At 59.4% G+C, this 16930-nt stretch carries 13 protein-coding genes and 3 tRNA genes; 7 read left to right on the top strand and 9 right to left on the bottom strand.

Annotation, left to right across the window (positions count from 1 at the left end; translation table 11 throughout):
* Positions 1-730, bottom strand: a 730-nt coding sequence (locus QRN22_RS08660) for a BapA/Bap/LapF family prefix-like domain-containing protein (RefSeq protein ID WP_285402211.1), incomplete at its 3' end; no start/stop codon positions are given.
* A gap of 619 nt (positions 731-1349) precedes the next feature.
* Here QRN22_RS08660 and QRN22_RS08655 point away from each other — a divergent pair.
* The 4 genes from QRN22_RS08655 to QRN22_RS08640 all read left to right on the top strand — a co-directional run bounded on the left by QRN22_RS08655 (position 1350) and on the right by QRN22_RS08640 (position 6834).
* Positions 1350-2597 carry a TolC family outer membrane protein gene (locus QRN22_RS08655; protein WP_231570133.1) on the top strand — a complete coding sequence of 416 codons (1248 nt, stop codon included), beginning with the start codon at positions 1350-1352 and terminating at the stop codon, positions 2595-2597.
* Entirely contained in the window at positions 2594-4720 is a 2127-nt protein-coding gene (locus tag QRN22_RS08650; protein WP_042553049.1) for a type I secretion system permease/ATPase, read from the top strand. Before QRN22_RS08655 ends, QRN22_RS08650 begins: the two co-directional genes overlap by 4 nt.
* Before the next feature lie 80 nt (positions 4721-4800).
* Positions 4801-6006: a beta-barrel domain-containing protein gene (locus QRN22_RS08645; protein ID WP_285402206.1), complete on the top strand. Its 1206-nt coding sequence runs from the start codon at positions 4801-4803 to the stop codon at positions 6004-6006.
* Between the two features lie 3 nt (positions 6007-6009).
* On the top strand, positions 6010-6834 hold the full coding sequence (locus QRN22_RS08640; protein ID WP_082045748.1) for an OmpA family protein: 825 nt from the start codon (positions 6010-6012) through the stop codon (positions 6832-6834).
* 43 nt (positions 6835-6877) lie between these two features.
* Here the strand turns inward: QRN22_RS08640 and QRN22_RS08635 are convergent, their stop codons facing one another.
* Entirely contained in the window at positions 6878-7624 is a 747-nt protein-coding gene (locus tag QRN22_RS08635) for a response regulator transcription factor (protein ID WP_042553051.1), read from the bottom strand.
* A 224-nt stretch (positions 7625-7848) separates the two neighbouring features.
* Between QRN22_RS08635 and QRN22_RS08630 the strand changes: the two genes are divergently transcribed.
* Genes QRN22_RS08630 through QRN22_RS08620 form a run of 3 tightly spaced genes read left to right on the top strand, consistent with a single transcriptional unit; the run spans position 7849 to position 12042 of the window.
* Positions 7849-8349: a hypothetical protein gene (locus tag QRN22_RS08630; RefSeq protein WP_042553052.1), complete on the top strand. Its 501-nt coding sequence runs from the start codon at positions 7849-7851 to the stop codon at positions 8347-8349.
* A 43-nt stretch (positions 8350-8392) separates the two neighbouring features.
* A complete protein-coding gene (locus QRN22_RS08625) occupies positions 8393-9670 on the top strand; it encodes a FecR family protein (protein ID WP_042553053.1) in 1278 nt (425 codons plus the stop codon).
* Positions 9671-9711: 41 nt separating this feature from the next.
* On the top strand, positions 9712-12042 hold the full coding sequence (locus QRN22_RS08620; RefSeq protein WP_052493764.1) for a CHASE2 domain-containing protein: 2331 nt from the start codon (positions 9712-9714) through the stop codon (positions 12040-12042).
* Positions 12043-12266: 224 nt separating this feature from the next.
* On the opposite strand, the gene QRN22_RS08615 is transcribed toward QRN22_RS08620, so the two are convergent.
* The 7 genes from QRN22_RS08615 to QRN22_RS08585 all read right to left on the bottom strand — a co-directional run bounded on the left by QRN22_RS08615 (position 12267) and on the right by QRN22_RS08585 (position 16864).
* Positions 12267-12343: transfer RNA gene (locus QRN22_RS08615), tRNA-Asp, on the bottom strand.
* A gap of 97 nt (positions 12344-12440) precedes the next feature.
* A tRNA-Asp gene (locus QRN22_RS08610) sits at positions 12441-12517 on the bottom strand.
* Between the two features lie 37 nt (positions 12518-12554).
* A tRNA-Val gene (locus QRN22_RS08605) sits at positions 12555-12630 on the bottom strand.
* A gap of 97 nt (positions 12631-12727) precedes the next feature.
* Positions 12728-13489 carry an SDR family oxidoreductase gene (locus QRN22_RS08600; RefSeq protein ID WP_042553055.1) on the bottom strand — a complete coding sequence of 254 codons (762 nt, stop codon included), beginning with the start codon at positions 13487-13489 and terminating at the stop codon, positions 12728-12730.
* Complete coding sequence (locus tag QRN22_RS08595; protein WP_042553056.1) at positions 13486-14697, bottom strand: O-succinylhomoserine sulfhydrylase; 1212 nt, start codon at positions 14695-14697, stop codon at positions 13486-13488. The genes QRN22_RS08600 and QRN22_RS08595 overlap by 4 nt, the downstream gene beginning before the upstream one ends.
* Before the next feature lie 66 nt (positions 14698-14763).
* On the bottom strand, positions 14764-16269 hold the full coding sequence (gene purF, locus QRN22_RS08590; protein ID WP_042553057.1) for an amidophosphoribosyltransferase: 1506 nt from the start codon (positions 16267-16269) through the stop codon (positions 14764-14766).
* 28 nt (positions 16270-16297) lie between these two features.
* The gene (locus QRN22_RS08585; protein WP_042553058.1) at positions 16298-16864 is read right to left on the bottom strand and encodes a CvpA family protein; all 567 of its coding nucleotides are present in this window, start codon (positions 16862-16864) and stop codon (positions 16298-16300) included.
* Between the last annotated feature and the right edge of the window lie 66 nt (positions 16865-16930).

The following is a 16930-nucleotide window of genomic DNA, read 5'->3' as shown; positions in this document are numbered from 1 at the left end:
TGGTCGTCACATTGACCAAGGGGGCAACCGGAGCAGTCGCATCGACATAGGAGACGGTGGTGTCGGTACTGGCATTACCAGCAGCATCCGTCGCCGTCGCCACGACATCGCCGGTGGGTTGATTGGCGGGTGTTGTGAGGCTGTAAGAACCGTCGCCACCTGCAGTTACGGTGCCGGTGCTGCCGTCCGGATACCTCACTCTCACCGTGCTGCCTGGCTCCGAGGTACCAGTGATGGTGAGACTGCCGTCAGAATTGTTAACCAAGCTGGCACTAGGCGCTGCGGGTGAAGTGGTGTCAGAGGGCCCCTGACCACCACCACCACCACCACCAAGCGCGACACCTGCAAGCGTAGCGCCGCCTAATAACCAGGCTGCGGTCGAGAGATCGAAGCTTTCATTGATCAACAATGGCTCGATGGAATCGATGGGAATGTATTGCCCTACAAACGGCTCCCCACTCGCTAAATCCACTCGCCATAAATATTCACCATCTTCGATAACCAGATCGTTCTGCAGCGACCCCTGCTCAGGAAAAAAGCCCTGAATTCTGAACACTGTTCCAGAATTAAGCGCAATGACAAGTGAATCATCATCACGCTCGATACTGCTAATGTCAGATCGCTTGACTGCCAACTGGACTACAGACGGTTCCAGCAATGAAAACTCTTTAGAAACTACAGACTTTTTTTCATGGCTCGACTTGTTAACGACAATCATCAGGCTTTTCATAGCGACCTCAACAGGGCACTTCAGCATGTATTTTTAGAGATTTCTTGCGTTAAAAAGGTTCTGGAAAAATATACAACCGCCTGAACAGCAAACACCTCAGACAGCTACCGACAACAGCTCCTGAATGAACCACGTCCCATTATCAACAGCAGCCCACCTTACCTCAGCCCCCGCCTCGCAAGGCCTCGCACGCCAGAAGAGGCTGTCAGATCGTGACCGAACCCGCGTCGCAGACCTCGAGCACCGCATTGCGAATAAAACTTCAGGCACGATCCGGATAGTAGATTCTGAACAAATGTTAACTATCCTCCTTTTAGAGCCTAGAGCAACTCAAACTGATCGACTTCAAAAATAATGGCCATTAGCTATCTCAGAGATAGCTGACGGTACAGCGCAGCCCCCTGCGCATCTAACGACCAGGAACTCTGACTACATGTACAACTCCCGTAGCGTCCTATTGCGCATGTGCTTACTTGCCCCCTGCCTGCCGTACAGCCATGCCGCCGCAGTTGAACTTCCCTGGCTCTCGGGGAACAGCAACAGTGCAATGCCACAGGGCTTGAGCACACAACGCCTCGCGGACGAACTGGGCGCTACATCAACTCAAGCTGGCGCGGAAGTGAACTCACAGCCACGCGCTGGGGCTCTCGGCCTGCGCGATGCGGTTGCCATCGCAGTGAACCGCCATCCCTCGATCCTGTCGGCTGCCTCGGCGATCAGCCAGCAGGAAGGGGCCGTCGATCAGGCCAGAGCTGGCTACTACCCAAGAATTTCTGCCGGCGTCAACTCGGGCCGGGTCAGCACCTATGGCCACGGCCAGATCGCCACGGTGTCGGTTTCACAGATGCTCCACGATTTCGGCAAGGTCAGCGGCTCGGTCAATCAGGCCCAAGGGCAGGTATTCAAGCAACAGGCGTTGCTGCTCAAGCAAATCGACACCATCGCCGAAGAAACCGCGCAAACCCTACTGGAAGTGCACCGCCAGCAGGCGCTGCTGAAGATCGCCTCGGATCAGGTCCGCGCCATGCAGAGCGTTCTGGAGATGGTCAAGCTGCGCGCCGACTCAGGGCTCACCTCGCAATCGGACTTCATTCAGGCCACCACCCGCGAGCAGAGCGCACGCTCCAACCATCAACAGGTCTCGACCTTGCTGGATCAGTGGCGCGCGCGACTAGCCACGCTGGTAGGCGATAACCAGCCCAACACCATCGCCACCCCACCCTCGGATCTGGAGCATGCAGCCCATCTGGACAGCCCCTGGGATTACACCCGGCTTCCAGACGTGCTCGCCGCAGAGGCGGATCGCAAGTCTGCAAATGGTCAGCTGGAAAACGCCAAGGCCCAACGTTACCCCACGATCGCCCTGGAAGGCTCGGCCAACAAGGCACTCAGCGGTACCAACCCTAACAATGGCATCGACCAGGGCAGCTACAACACCGCCATGATCACCGGCTCGATGATGCTCTATCAAGGAGGCGCCGTCTCAGCGCAGATCCGCTCCGCCACGGCAGGTATCGAACGGGCCGACGCCCTTATCAGGGAAGCGCGCCTGGCAGCCGAGAACCAATTGCGAAGCTCACGCAAACAAGCCGTAGGCGCCCGCATACGCATGGGCATTCTCGGCCAACGCATGGCCAGCATGACCGAGACCAGAGAGCTCTACAGAGAGCAGTACCGCGTTGGCACCCGCTCGGTACTGGACCTGCTCAACGCCGAACAGGAGGTCTATCAGGCTGCCGCCGAGCTGGAGACGACCCGCCATGACTACTGGGCTGGCCTGGTCACCTACATCGGCGCAACCGGGCGTAGCCGCGAAGCTTACTCCCTCAACGACACATCCATCCAACAGATCGAGATCCAGCCATGACGGCTCAACAGACCACCAGCGCCGCACGTAATCAGCCGTGGCTGGAGGCAATGCTGAACATTGCCGGGCATTACAGGATGGGCGTGTCGGAAGAAAGCGTGCGGGTTTCCCTGTCCTGGGAACGTGGCAGCGACCCCGATGCAGTACTCCATCGCATGGCCGCGCAGATGGGCCTGATGCTGCGCTTCGAGACCTACTCCGACAAAGCGCTCGACCCCTGGCGCCTCCCCCTGGCCGTCGAGCTGCGCAGCGGGCAGGTAGCGATCATCGAAAAGGCCGACGGCAAGGGTCGCTTCAGTGCTCTGCTGAGCGGCGAACAGGGTCTTCCGATCACCCTGTCCCTGGAAAACCTGCGAGAACGAGCGGTGCGGGTGGCCGTGCTACGCCCGGAGTCATCCGTACCCGACGCACGGGTCGACGACTACATAAAACCCTACCAGGCCAACTGGTTCTGGCGCATCGCCCTGCGTGACTGGAAACGCTATGGCGATGTGGCGCTGGCTGCCATGGCGGCCAACGTTCTGGCACTGGCTGGGGTGATTTTCGCCATGCAGGTATACGACCGGGTCATACCCGCACAGTCGGAATCCACGCTGTGGGTGCTGTTTCTTGGGGTGATGCTTGCCATTGGCTTCGAGTTCCTGCTGCGCATGTCACGCTCCAGGATTGCCGACCTGATCGGCAAACGTGCCGACCTGAAAATCACCGACATGGTGTTCGGCCACGCCTTGCGGGTGCGTAACGACGCCCGCCCGAAATCCACAGGCACCTTCATCTCGCAGATCCGCGAACTGGAGCAGATTCGTGAACTCATCACCTCCACCACCATCAGCGCGGTCACCGACCTGCCCTTCGTGCTGCTGTTCCTGGCGATTCTCTATCTGACGGGTGGCCCGCTGCTTTACATCGCTCTAGGCGCCCTGCCCCTGCTGATCCTGCCCGGGCTGCTGGCACAACGACCGCTGGCCAAACTGTCCAACGAAGGCATGCGCGAATCGGCGATACGCAACGCCGTGCTGGTGGAAGCGGTGCAGGGCATCGAGGACATCAAGCTGCTGCGCGCCGAGCCACGCTTCCAGAATCAGTGGAACCAGTTGCACGCGGTATCGGCGGACATCTCCATCAGGCAGCGTCATATCACCAACTTCCTGCTGACCTGGACTCAGGAACTCCAGGGGCTGGTCTATGCCGCTGTACTGCTCGGCGGCTGCTACCTGGTGATGAATGGCGACATGACCACCGGTGCGCTGGTGGGCTCGTCGATTCTGGCCTCACGGATGATGGCCCCGTTGGCACAGATCTCCAGCGTGTTCGCCCGCTGGCAGCAAGCCAAGGTGGCCCGCCAGGGCCTGGACGAACTGATGAAGCGCCCCGTCGACCAGCCCGAGCATTCCAGACTGCTCCACCGCCCCCTGCTTCAGGGACAGTTCGATCTCGACAAGATCCAGTACCGCTACGGCGAAAAGGACAAGACTCCGGCACTGGAAATCAGCAGCCTGAAGATCCGGCCCGGCGAGCGCATCGCCGTGCTCGGGCGCAACGGCGCGGGCAAATCCACCCTGCTGCAAGTGCTGGCTGGCCTGCAGGTTCCACAAAGCGGATCGATAAAACTATCCGGGCTGGAGATGTCGCTGATCGATCCGGCAGACGTACGCCGCGACGTGGGGCTGCTGACCCAGAACTCACGACTGTTCTTCGGCTCGATCCGCGACAACCTGACCATGGGTCGCCCGATGGCCACCGACAACGAAATCCTTCAGGCACTGGAACTCAGTGGTGCATTGGGGCTGGTGCAATCCCAGGAGGGCGGCCTCGACTATCTGATCATGGAAGGCGGCGTCGGCCTCTCCGGGGGGCAGAAGCAGGCACTGCTACTGGCACGCACCCTCATCCGCGAACCCGCCACCGTACTGCTCGACGAGCCCACCGCCTCGCTCGACGAAATGAGCGAAATGCAGATTCTGGAGCAACTGACGCCTTGGTTCGAAGGCCGCACGCTGATCGTCGCGACCCATCGCCTTGCGGTCCTCCAATGGGTCGAGCGCATTCTGGTGATCGACGGCGGGCGTATCGTCATGGATGGCCCTAAAGAGCAGGTACTCGCGCGGTTCGGTCACAAGTAGATCGCGCCTCTCATCTCATCATCTTTGCAGCGAAGCCAAACAGAATGCCCAACACCACACCTGCAGCCTCACGCACCGCCGTGAGCGTCAACGAAAAGCCATCGCGCAAACCGGACAGCCAGCATGTCGACGGCTTCGGTTTGGTGGAAAAATCCCTGCCCAGCTCCTCGCGCCTGGTCTGGCTAGTGGCAACGCTCTTGCTCGTATTCCTGAGCTGGGCCTGGTACTTCGAACTCGATGAAGTATCCACCGGTAGCGGCAAGGTCATCGCGTCATCCAAGGAGCAGGTGATCAAGTCTCTGGAAGGAGGCGTGATCGCCGCCCTCCCCGTTCAGGAGGGCGACATCGTCGAAAGGGGCCAGGTTCTCGCTCAACTGGATCGCACCCGCATCGAATCGGCGGTTGCCGAAAGCGCCTCGCGCAGCCGAGCTGCACAAGCCGCCGCCGCGCGCCTGAGCGCCGAGGTCAATGACACACAATTGCAGTTTCCTGAGGATGTCCTCGAAGAGCCCGGCCTCGTGCAGGCGGAAACCGCGCTCTATGAGTCACGTCGCAAAGGCCTCAATGAATCCCTCTCCGGGCTCAATGAAGCCATGCGCCTGATTCGCAGCGAACTGAAGATGACCGAGCCACTGGTCGCACGCGGTGCCGCCAGCGCGGTGGAAGTATTGCGCCTCAAGCGCCAGCTCAACGAACTGCAGAACAAGCACACCGATACCCGTGCTCAGTATCTGGTCAGGGCGCACGAGGAGCTGGCCAAGGCCAACGCGGAAATCGAAGCCCAGCAGGCCGTCACCCGGGGGCGTAATGACTCCTTGACTCGCCTGACCCTGACCTCCCCTGTTCGCGGCGTGATCAAGGATATCGAGATAAGCACTCTCGGCGGCGTGATTCCCCCCAATGGGCAGGTGATGCGCATCGTGCCGCTCAATGAGCGTCTACAGGTAGAGGCACGCATATCTCCACGTGACATCGCTTACATCCATCCAGGCCAGGAGGCCACGGTGAAGATCTCCGCCTACGATTATTCGATCTATGGGGCACTCAGCGGGCGGGTAGGACTGATATCACCGGACACCATCCAGGATGATGTACACCGCGATCAGTATTACTACCGGGTTTATATAATGACCGAGTCCGATTCACTGCAGAACAAGAACGGAGAAAAGCTACCCATCGTGCCAGGCATGATCGCGACGGTAGACATTCATACCGGACAGAAAACGATACTTTCGTATTTGATAAAGCCGTTCAACAAAGGTCGTGAAGCATTGAGAGAACGATAGATCATGCAAGTCGGAAGCTTTGCCATGCCGCGGATTCTGATCAAATGTGAACCGGTCGGTTCGAGCACTTCCTGCGTGCTTAAGATACAGGCTCTCATGGAGCCTCATGGTAATCAGAAGATGCAAGGCCAAAACGTATTCCTGTCGACCCTACTTGCTGCTGTCATTCTCGTCCTGCTGGTCATAGGGCTTTCAGCGTGTTCCGCTACCGCCGCCCAGCCTGCGATAGTCGTCGATGAGCATGCCCCGAAGGTTGGTGGGCCTGCCAAGGCAGTAACCACCGCGAATGGTGACATCTACGCATTCAGTTTCATCGAGGACGGCCAGAAAATCACCTGCCACACTCCAGTGAAACCAAATACCGATTTACAGACTGTTCCCCATGATCAATGGCGCATGGTGTGCACCAAGCCCCACCTTCAGGAAACCGCGCAACCGATACCGGTTCGCAAGCTGGACATTCCATCCGACGCGCTGTTCGAATTCGGAAAATCCGGTATCGAAGACATGAAACCCAAGGGTCGGCGCAGCCTGGAGCAATTCGCTCAGCTACTGCATGACGATTACAGCCAGCAACCACAGCTCATTCTGACCGGCCATACCGACCGCCTGGGGTCCGCCGAAGCGAACCACCGAATCAGCCTGGCCCGCGCCCAGTCAGTGGCTGAACTACTCCGCCGCTCTGGCATTGCTCGTGATCGAATTACCGTACTTGGCAAAGGAAGCGCCGAGCCGATCGCCGAGTGCCCGGGCACCAAGGCCACTCCCCAACTGATTCGCTGCTTGCAACCCAATCGCCGTGTCGGCATCGAAATCATAGGCAACTGAGCGTCGGACCATTTCAACGAAAAGGGCCTACAAGGCCCTTTTTTCAATCTTCAATATCTATCAATTCCTCATCCGACGGAGCGCTACCATCCAGCGCCTCGAGCCGATAACCGTAGCCGTAGACCGTACTCAATACCCAGCCGAACTCCGAAGTCAGCTTGAGTTTGTTCCTGATGCGATAGATGTGCGTATCGAGTGTACGCGAGGACAGTTGCTCATCCCTCCCCCACAGATGTTCATACAGATAGCTACGCGATAGCGGGCGCCCCTGATTCCTGAACACCAGCAGCGCCAACTCGAACTCGCGCTGCGTCAATGATGCTGGAACACCATCGACGCTAACCTGCGTCTCCTGAAGATCGAAGCGGATATTGCCAAAGCTCTGCACGTTGTCGCTGGCAGGCTCGGTCTGCTGCTGACGCATCACATTCTTCAAGCGCGCCAGAAGCTCACCCTGGCGGAATGGCTTGCTGATGTACTCGATAGCACCGGCCTCGAGCGCCTGAATCACGTCACGCTCACCCGTGCGAGAGGTGAGCATGACTACGGGTGGCGACGGGTTCAAATGCATCTTTATCCACTTGAGCATTTGCAAACCGCTGATTTCAGGGACCTGCCAATCGAGAATGATCAGGTCGAAGGTCTCCCTCTTTAGCGCCCGCAGCAGGTCGGGACTTTCGGAGAACATGGTGCAGATGGGCATCGCACCGTCGGGCAGTTTCAAAAAACTCAGCGTCTTGTTCAGCAAGCTGAGCTCGACAGGCTCGTCATCAAGAATGGCAATACGCATGGGTACCGCTCCAGATCAAAAGGTTACGTCACTACTGGCATGGACGGCGATAACCCTCGGGCAATCTGAACAATTGTCACTTAGCCGGATATGAATATCTTTTTTATTAATAATCAAACACATGTATGACTCTCGGCGCTCTCGCCGAACAAAGCCCCAATAGTAACGCGCCATTTCGAAAACCGACACCACCACCTGTATTCATTACTTGGGGAGGCTTCATCATGACCAATCACTTCATTAGTGCGGCTTCGGATCTGGTGGCGTTTGAAAAGAACGATATCCGGATACTGATCGTCGACGACTGGTCCTTCCAGTTGATGGAAACAGTCAGCAAACTTAGCGAAGCTGGATACTTCAATACTTATCCCGCACTCGGCTGCATGGAGGGCCTGATCGCCCTGCACAACGCTCAAAAAACCTATGACATCCTGCTCTGCAGCACGAGTCTGAACTTCGCCGAGCTCAGCATCCTGCTGCAGGCTGCGTCACGCAATCACCTGACACGATATTATTCTTTGATCGGCGATGCCGGCCCACTGGACAGCCATCTGGAATTTTTCCAGAATCTGAATACGCACACTTTTCGCTTCCTCGGCGTGTTCGACAAACCGCTTCTGCCCTATTCTTTTGGCCGAGCACTGGCACACGTTCATATCCACAAGAATCAAAGAATCGCTGCCCCCTCGCCAGACATCAGGGGAGGCAACGCGGGGCCTTCATAGGCGCGTTTGCAGCACGTTCGAAGCGTAGTGCAAGGAAACAATCATGCGCAGTACCCTGCTTTTAAGTTTGTCCCTTTGCCTGGGGTTGTCCAGCAGCATGACGCCCCCCCTTGCGCTGGCCGCAGCGGGCGAGCAGATCCACGTGGTCGAACCCGGCGATACATTGTGGGACATTGCCGAGCATTATCTGCATATGCCGAGCGCCTGGACGCGAATCCAGAAACTCAACGCACTGGGCTCGCCGCTGGACCTGACGGTGGGCACCCGGTTGATTATTCCAAAACACGAAGACGCTTTTCCCATCACCATCCTTCATCTCCAGGGTGAGGCATGGGTGCACTCCCAGGGACAGCCCGAAATACCGCTGACCGAAGGCATGAAGCTCAACGAGGGACAAAGCGTGCGCACCGGCGAGGCCACGTTCGTGACCATGGGTTTCTACGATGGAGCCAAGAGCGTACTGACACCGCTGAGCCTGATATCCCTGGGGCAGAATCCTCAATACGGTGCTGCCCAGGTCATCCTGCAGAAAGGCGAAGTGGAGTCTTACGTGCCCCGCCAGGGTACCCCGTTCAACAGCTTCGAAGTCATTACCCCGCAGGGTGTGCTCGGCGTACGAGGCACCCACTTCGTGGTACGCATCGATACGCCGGAGAATTCGCTGGTCGAGGTGCTCGAGGGCAAGGTAGTGGTCAGTTCTCCCTCCTCGGCCAGCCGTCCAGAAACCTGGATAACCCCCAACCAGGGCCTGGTACTGAATGAAACAGGCGCACTGCACACCAGCCCACTGCTAGCCGCCACGCAACGTGCAGAGCGGGTGCCAACGCCCTCAGGCACGACTGATTGGCGAATTATCGCGCAGAAGGTGTCCGGAGCCGTGGAGTACATCGCGCAGGTTTCAAGCAGTGCCGACTTCCTCAACATCGATCAGGAGCAAACCGCAACGGATCCGGAATTTCAGTTCCAGGGGCTGGACGACGCGTTCTACTACGTTCGGGTCATCGCCATCGATGCGCAAGGCCTGCAGGGCGAACCCGGCGAATTCCTGATGCTTTACCGCACGGCCAATGGAGGTGTGGACGTTCAGCAGATTGGCCAGCGCACCCATTTCAACTGGAATGCGGCACCGCTCGAACGCGGCCTGCGCTACCGCCTTAAAATCGATACGGACAGTGAGCTGGAGTCACCCTTCCTCGATCGACGGGACATTCGCAGCACAGCCGTCGACATCACCAACCTGCCGCCTGGACTACTGTATTGGCAGGTCAGCACGGACGAGGATGAACAACCCACGATCGTGGGTGCGGGAACCCTGCGCTAAGCCCACTCGCCAACAGCCCACTCGAGGCCCTTGAACCTATCGTGTTCAGCGTTCAGCAGTTGTATCGAAAAATTGTTCGGGAATGGATCATCATCGCGGTGATTCTGCTGCCCTGCATAGGCCTCCTGGCGGCCCAGCCCCAGTGGCGGCTGGACCAGATCATCTACGACAAATTGATGCCAATCGTCTCGCCTCCGGTCGATTCACGCATTCTGCTGGTCAAGATCGATGACGCAAGCCTCTCCGCTCTCGGGCGCTGGCCCTGGCCGAGGGATGTACACACCAAACTTCTGGACAAACTGGCGGAGCTGGAGCCCCAGGCAGTTCTCTACGACGTCATCTTCACCGAGCCCGATTCGCGCCCGGAAGTCGACGAGCGCCTGGGGGCCGCCATGGAGCGTATCGGCACTGTGGTGGTCCCCACCGTACGGGCGCCGCGCCCTACCGCAGAAGGCCAGCCCTACTTCATTCCGCCCATTCCCTCCGTGGCGGCAGGTGCCAGAGGCATCGGCCACAATTACATAGCGGCCGACGCCGACGGCGTCGTACGGCGTCTATACCTGCGCGAAGGCAGTGCCGTCAGCCAATTGAACCAACTCACCTGGCAGGCCTACGCAGCCACCTTTCCCAGTTATCAGCAGCCAGTGATGCCCGATATCTGCTGCATGAGCAACCTCGGGGCGAACTGGTTCGGCTGGAACGAGCTGTACATCCCCTACAGCGGCGCCAATCCGCGGATTGGCAATGTCTCGGTCATCGACGTGCTCAATGACAACGTCGACGCCGACGAACTGCAAAACAAGATCATTCTGGTGGGGGCGACCGCTTCAGGACTCGGCAACCGCTACCCCCTCGCCTCGTCCGAAGGCGCCATACCGGGCATAGTCGCCCACGGCAACCTCCTCAACAGCCTGCTCAACCAGCACCTGATCAAGTCGATGCCGACCTGGCTCAATGTGCTCATCTCCATGGGCACGGTACTGATCGTTCTGGGCCTGTTCCTGACACTGCGCCTGCGCCACACCTTTCTGGTCTGCCTGGCCTTCATCTTCCTGCGCCTGGTTCTCAGCCTGAGCCTGCTGGCCATGGGCTGGTGGTCTGCGCCTGGGGCCAGCCTGATCGGTATTGCACTCGCCTACATGTTCTGGAGCTGGCGGCGCCTGAATACCGTGGCCACCTATTTCGGCCTCGAACTGGACCGCATGGCACAGGAGCTGAAATCCCACGTAGCCCCGAAGGCTCAACCCAAACCGCCTTTCAATGGTGACGAACTGCTTCGTCGCGCGCTCGCCCTGGAAGCGATGATCCGTCATGTTCGCGGCTCCCGACGCTTCATCGCACAATCCCTCGACAGCCTACCCCTTTCGGTATTCGTGACGGATCTCGACGGGCAGGTGCTGCTGGCCAACCTGAGTGCCAACACGCTGCAGGCAAAATACGGCCGCGGCGACCGGACGCTCATCGGCAAGAATGTCTTTCAGGTACTGAAAGAACTTGAAGCGCCCCAGACAGCCGCACGGATAAGCCACAGAAACGCCTGGAGCGACGACGAGAGAGACTTTCAACGGCTACCTGGGCAGGTCTTGCTTACCGGATCAGGTCGTAGCTTCAAGGTCCAGCTTGCACCACTGGATACCGAAGAAAGCGAGCCCACTGGCTGGCTGGTCGGTTTGCTGGAAATTACCGTGGAGCGTCTGGCCGAGGAGCAGCGGGACAGCATGCTGCGCTTTCTGTCCCATGACCTGCGAGCACCACAGTCGGCGATTCTGGCTCTGCTGGCCATGCAGGACCGCACCGAAGAGCCGCTATCCAACGACGAACTGCATCGCCAGATAGAACAGCAGGTCAGGCGCACGCAAAGCCTCACCGATGACTTCATGTTGCTGGACGCCGCCAAGTCCAAGCAGCAGATATTCGAGGAAGTGCTGCTGGCGGCGGTGGTCATGGATGCGGTGGATCAGGCCTGGCCGCTGGCGCAACACAAGAACATTCGCATCAGCCAGCATTTCCTCGACGACGAAGCCTGCGTGATCGATGGCGTACCGGAATTGCTGACTCGCGCCATCTTCAATCTGCTGGAAAACGCCATCAAGTACAGCGGGCCTGGCACTGCGGTTCATCTGCAGCTATCGCTGGAGGCGGACGAGGCAGTGCTGACCATACGGGACGAGGGCCAGGGAATCAGCGCAGAGGACCTGTCCTATCTGTTCGATGAGTTCCGTCAGTTCGGCAAAGGCAACGCCCGTGGCGAGGGCTACGGCCTGGGCATGGCCTTCGTCAACAGCGTGATACAGCGCCACGAGGCGCGTATCGACTGTGTCAGCGAGCCTGACGTAGGCACCACCTTCACCCTTGCCTTCAGGATCAACTGAAGCACGACGATCACAAGGCGACTGAAGAGCAGCCACTACCGCCGATCGAGCCCGAGAAGTGCACTGCAACCCGTACCCGGGCCCTGCGCGTGGCGAATGGGCCGCAAAGCCGGCACCCGATAACCCGGATACAGCAACTGAAGAGAAAGGCTTGGTTGACCCAGAACGAAAGAAAGCGGCCTATGGCCGCTTTCTTTCGTAGCTTCAAGGCAAGCCTTGAGATATGGCGCAGCGGACGGGACTCGAACCCGCGACCCCCGGCGTGACAGGCCGGTATTCTAACCGACTGAACTACCGCTGCGTGTCGGTGGACTTTCGTCCGAACAACTCTTGCTTCGTCAGATACGCAAGCAGTGCTTTCGTATCACATCCCAAAACGGTGTCTGAGATGGAAAATATGGCGCAGCGGACGGGACTCGAACCCGCGACCCCCGGCGTGACAGGCCGGTATTCTAACCGACTGAACTACCGCTGCGCGTCGGTGGACTTACGTCCGATTCTCTCAAGGCAAGTGGTGGGTGATGACGGGATCGAACCGCCGACCCTCTGCTTGTAAGGCAGATGCTCTCCCGGCTGAGCTAATCACCCTTGGCCTTGCGAGGAGGCGAAATTTACGCGGGGACCCAACCTAAGTCAAGGCCGCTATTGAATTTTTTTCAAAAAAAGCCACGCGCCCTCGCCGCCTTCAACGGTAGATCATCTTGCGCGTCATACCGCCATCCGTCACGAACTCCTGCCCGGTCACGAATCCTGCTTCGCTCGACAACAACCAGGCAACCAGCGCGGCCACATCATCCACATGACCGACCCGCCCGACAGGATGCTGTGCATGGTCGTCAGCGCTCAATGGCTCGCCAGCCTGCTCTGCCGGGTCACGGGCGTCGATCCAGCCGGGACTCACGGCATTTACCCGAATGGTCGGGCCGAGGCTAATGGCCAGGGCGTGAGTCAACGCCACCAGTCCACCCTTGCTGGCAGCGTAGGCCTCGCTCTGCGGCTCGGATTGGCTGGCACGGGTCGAGGCCATGTTGACGATGGCACCGCCATTGGGTCTCAGATGCGCTGCGCAGTGCTTGGCCAATAGCATTGGCCCGCTCAGATTGACCGCAAGCACCCGATTCCACTGATCCAGCGACAATGCTTCAAGCGGATCGCCATGGGGACTGGCCACCCCGGCATTGCACACCAGCGCGTCCAGCCTGCCGAAGTGCCGGATGACCGCCGCCACGCCGCGCTCGACCTGCCCCTCGTCGACGACATCCATGGCCACGAACAACGCCTTGTCACCGAGCGCTGCCGCCACGTCGCCGCCCCGACTGTCAGCAAGGTCGCAGAGCGCCACACGCCAGCCGTTGTGCAGCAGCCAGCGGGCAATGCCCTCACCGATACCGCGCGCAGCGCCGGTGATCAGCGCGACGCGGCCTTCGGCTTGGCCGCCGGCACTCACAGCGCTTTCAGACCACGGCTGAGATCGGCTTTGAGATCAGCGACGTCTTCCAGACCGACCGCCACCCGAATCAGGCTGTCACGAATACCCGCATTGGCCCGTTCCTGCGGCGACAGCCGACCATGGGAGGTGGTCGCGGGATGGGCGATGGTGGTCTTGGTGTCGCCCAGGTTGGTGGTGATCGAAATCACTCGCGTGGCATCGATGAAACGCCAGGCGCCCTCCTTGCCTCCCTTGACCTCGAAGCTCACCACCGCACCAAATGCGCTCTGCTGACGCGCTGCCAGCTCATGCTGAGGGTGGCTGGCAAGCCCGGCGTAATACACGTGTTCGATACCGTCCTGTTGCTCCAGCCATTGAGCAAGTGCCAGGGCACTGGCACAGTGAGCCTGCATGCGAATGCGCAGGGTCTCCAGCCCCTTCAGGAAGATCCACGCGTTGAACGGGCTGAGCGTCGGCCCTGCAGTACGCAGAAAGCCCACCACGTCGGTCATCAGCTTGGCGCTACCGGCCACTACGCCGCCCATGGCGCGGCCCTGGCCGTCGATGAACTTGGTCGCCGAGTGCATGACGATATCCGCACCGAGCTTCAGCGGCTGCTGCAACGCAGGCGTGCAGAAGCAGTTGTCCACGGCCAGCAACGCACCACGCTCATGGGCGATAGCCGCCAATGCAGCGATATCCACCAGCTCTGCCAGCGGGTTGGAGGGCGACTCGACGAAAAGCAGCTTGGTGTTCGGTTTGAACGCAGCGGCCCAGGCTTGCAGATCAGCCAACGGCACGTAGTCGACCTGGACACCGAAACGCTTCAGGTATTTCTCGAACAGGCTGATGGTCGAACCGAATACGCTGCGCGACACCAGCACGTGATCGCCGGCGCTGCACAGACTCATGACGATGGACAGGATCGCCGACATGCCAGAAGCCGTGGCAACGGCCTGCTCGGCCCCTTCCATGGCCGCGATGCGCTCCTCGAAGGCACGCACGGTGGGGTTGGTGTAACGCGAGTAGACATTGCCCGGCACTTCGCCAGCGAAGCGTGCGGCTGCATCGGCGGCAGTACGGAATACATAGCTGGAAGTGGTGAACAGCGCCTCGCTGTGCTCGCCCTCAGGCGTGCGGTGTTGTCCGGCACGTACCGCCAGGGTGTCGAAACCTACACCGTCCAGATCGCTGTCGAGTCGACCTGCATCCCATTGCTGCGTCATATCGCGTCCTCCTCCAGAAACCAGTCCGGGCCACATGGGCCCGGTCATTTACTCGTTATTTGTCGATCAGTTGTTATACAGATCGATGATCTCGCTGACCGCCTGGCTGCTGGTCTTGGAGCCATCGTTACGGGCCAGATCGATGCGATTCAGGTAAGCCTCATCGACATCGCCGGTCACGTACTGGCCGTCGAACACGGCACTGTCGAAATGCTCGATCTTGATCTTGCCCCCGCCGACCGCCTCTTTCAGGTCATCGAGATCCTGATAGATCAGCCAGTCAGCGCCAATCAGCTCGGCAACCTGCTCGGTGGTGCGCCCATGAGCGATCAGCTCGTGCGGGCTCGGCATGTCGATGCCATATACGTTCGGATAACGCACGGCAGGCGCGGCCGAACAGAAATACACGTTCTTCGCACCGGCCTCGCGGGCCATCTGAATGATCTGCTTGCAAGTGGTGCCGCGCACGATGGAGTCGTCCACCAGCATCACGTTCTTGCCGCGGAACTCCAACTCGATGGCATTGAGCTTCTGGCGTACCGACTTCTTGCGCGCAGCCTGTCCCGGCATGATGAAGGTACGGCCGATGTAGCGGTTCTTGACGAAGCCTTCGCGGAACTTCACACCGAGGTGATTGGCCAGCTCCAGCGCCGACGTACGGCTGGTATCGGGAATCGGAATGACCACGTCGATATCGTGCTCGGGGCGCTCGCGACGAATCTTGTCCGCGAGCTTTTCACCCATGCGCAGGCGCGCCTTGTACACCGACACACCGTCCATGATCGAGTCCGGGCGAGCCAGATAGACATGTTCGAAAATGCACGGCTTGAGCTGCGGATTGGGTGCGCACTGGCGCGTGTGCAACTGGCCTTCTTCGGTGATGTAAACCGCTTCGCCCGGCGCCAAATCGCGGATCAGGGTGAAGCCGAGCACGTCCAGAGCCACGCTCTCGGAAGCGATCATGTACTCGACGCCTTCGTCGGTATGACGCTGACCGAAGACGATCGGGCGAATGCCGTTCGGATCGCGGAAACCGACGATACCGTAACCGGTGATCATCGCCACCACGGCATAGCCGCCACGGCAGCGCTTGTGCACGTCCTTGACCGCAGCGAAGACGTCTTCCTCGCTGGGGTTGAGCTTGCCGCGCACGGCCAGCTCGTGGGCAAACACGTTGAGCAGTACTTCGGAGTCGGAACTGGTGTTGACGTGACGCAGATCCGACTCGTAGATCTCCTTGGCCAACTGTTCGACGTTGGTCAGGTTACCGTTGTGCGCCAGGGTGATGCCGTAGGGCGAGTTGACGTAGAACGGCTGAGCCTCTGCCGAGCTGGAGCTGCCGGCAGTCGGATAGCGCACGTGACCGATACCCATGTGGCCGATCAGGCGCTGCATGTGCCGTTGCTGGAACACGTCACGCACCAGGCCATTGTCCTTGCGCAGGAACAGCCGCCCCTCGTGGCTGGTGACGATACCGGCAGCGTCCTGGCCGCGGTGCTGGAGGACGGTAAGGCCGTCATACAGCGCCTGATTGACGTTCGATTTACCGACGATACCGACAATGCCACACATGTGACGCAACCCCTACTCAGTGAAACGACTATTTACCAGTGCCAACGGGAATGGATCCCTGCAGCACATCTTTGAACGGCAGTTCGACCGGCTCGCGTATACCACTGGCCAACCACTCGCTGGACATCCCCAGAATGAGGTTCTTCGACCAGTCTGCAACCAACAGAAAATGCGGCAGCAGCGTTGATTGCTGCCACCAGACATCCTGCTCGACGGGGGCCAGGCTCAACAGCCCGACGGCGACCACGACCAGCAAGGCGCCACGTGCGGCGCCGAATACCATACCGAGAAAACGATCCGTGCCGGAAAGACCGGTCACCCGGATCAGCTCACCGATCAGATAATTGATCAACGCACCGACCAGCAGGGTCAGTACGAACAACAGAACGCAGGCGGCGATGACACGGGCGGACGGGGTTTCGATGTAGGCACCGAGATGCTGCGAGAGCGCGCCACCGAACATCCAGGCGACCACACCAGCGACGATCCAGGTGACGAGCGACAGGGCTTCCTTGACGAAGCCTCGACTCAAGCTGATCAGACTCGATACGACGATGATGGCGATGATCGCCCAATCGACCCAAGTGAATGCCACGATGCAGGCTACCGATGGAAGAGGCGCTGCATTTTAGCAGACCCCTGCCCATCGGTTAAGCGCAGA

The organism is Pseudomonas sp. MEJ086 (genome assembly GCF_030209025.1).
Lineage (GTDB): Bacteria > Pseudomonadota > Gammaproteobacteria > Pseudomonadales > Pseudomonadaceae > Aquipseudomonas > Aquipseudomonas fulva_A.
Note: the sequence above shows the minus strand (reverse complement) of the source record. Positions and strands in the feature narration are given on the sequence as shown.

Bases quoted from the DNA above. Each gene is read 5' to 3' on its own strand.
- QRN22_RS08650 (WP_042553049.1), top strand. From the start codon at position 2,594: ATGACGGCTCAACAGACCACCAGCGCCGCACGTAATCAGCCGTGGCTG.
- QRN22_RS08640 (WP_082045748.1), top strand. From the start codon at position 6,010: ATGCAAGTCGGAAGCTTTGCCATGCCGCGGATTCTGATCAAATGTGAA.
- QRN22_RS08635 (WP_042553051.1), bottom strand. From the start codon at position 7,624: ATGCGTATTGCCATTCTTGATGACGAGCCTGTCGAGCTCAGCTTGCTG.
- QRN22_RS08630 (WP_042553052.1), top strand. From the start codon at position 7,849: ATGACCAATCACTTCATTAGTGCGGCTTCGGATCTGGTGGCGTTTGAA.
- QRN22_RS08625 (WP_042553053.1), top strand. From the start codon at position 8,393: ATGCGCAGTACCCTGCTTTTAAGTTTGTCCCTTTGCCTGGGGTTGTCC.
- QRN22_RS08595 (WP_042553056.1), bottom strand. From the start codon at position 14,697: ATGACGCAGCAATGGGATGCAGGTCGACTCGACAGCGATCTGGACGGT.
- purF (WP_042553057.1), bottom strand. From the start codon at position 16,269: ATGTGTGGCATTGTCGGTATCGTCGGTAAATCGAACGTCAATCAGGCG.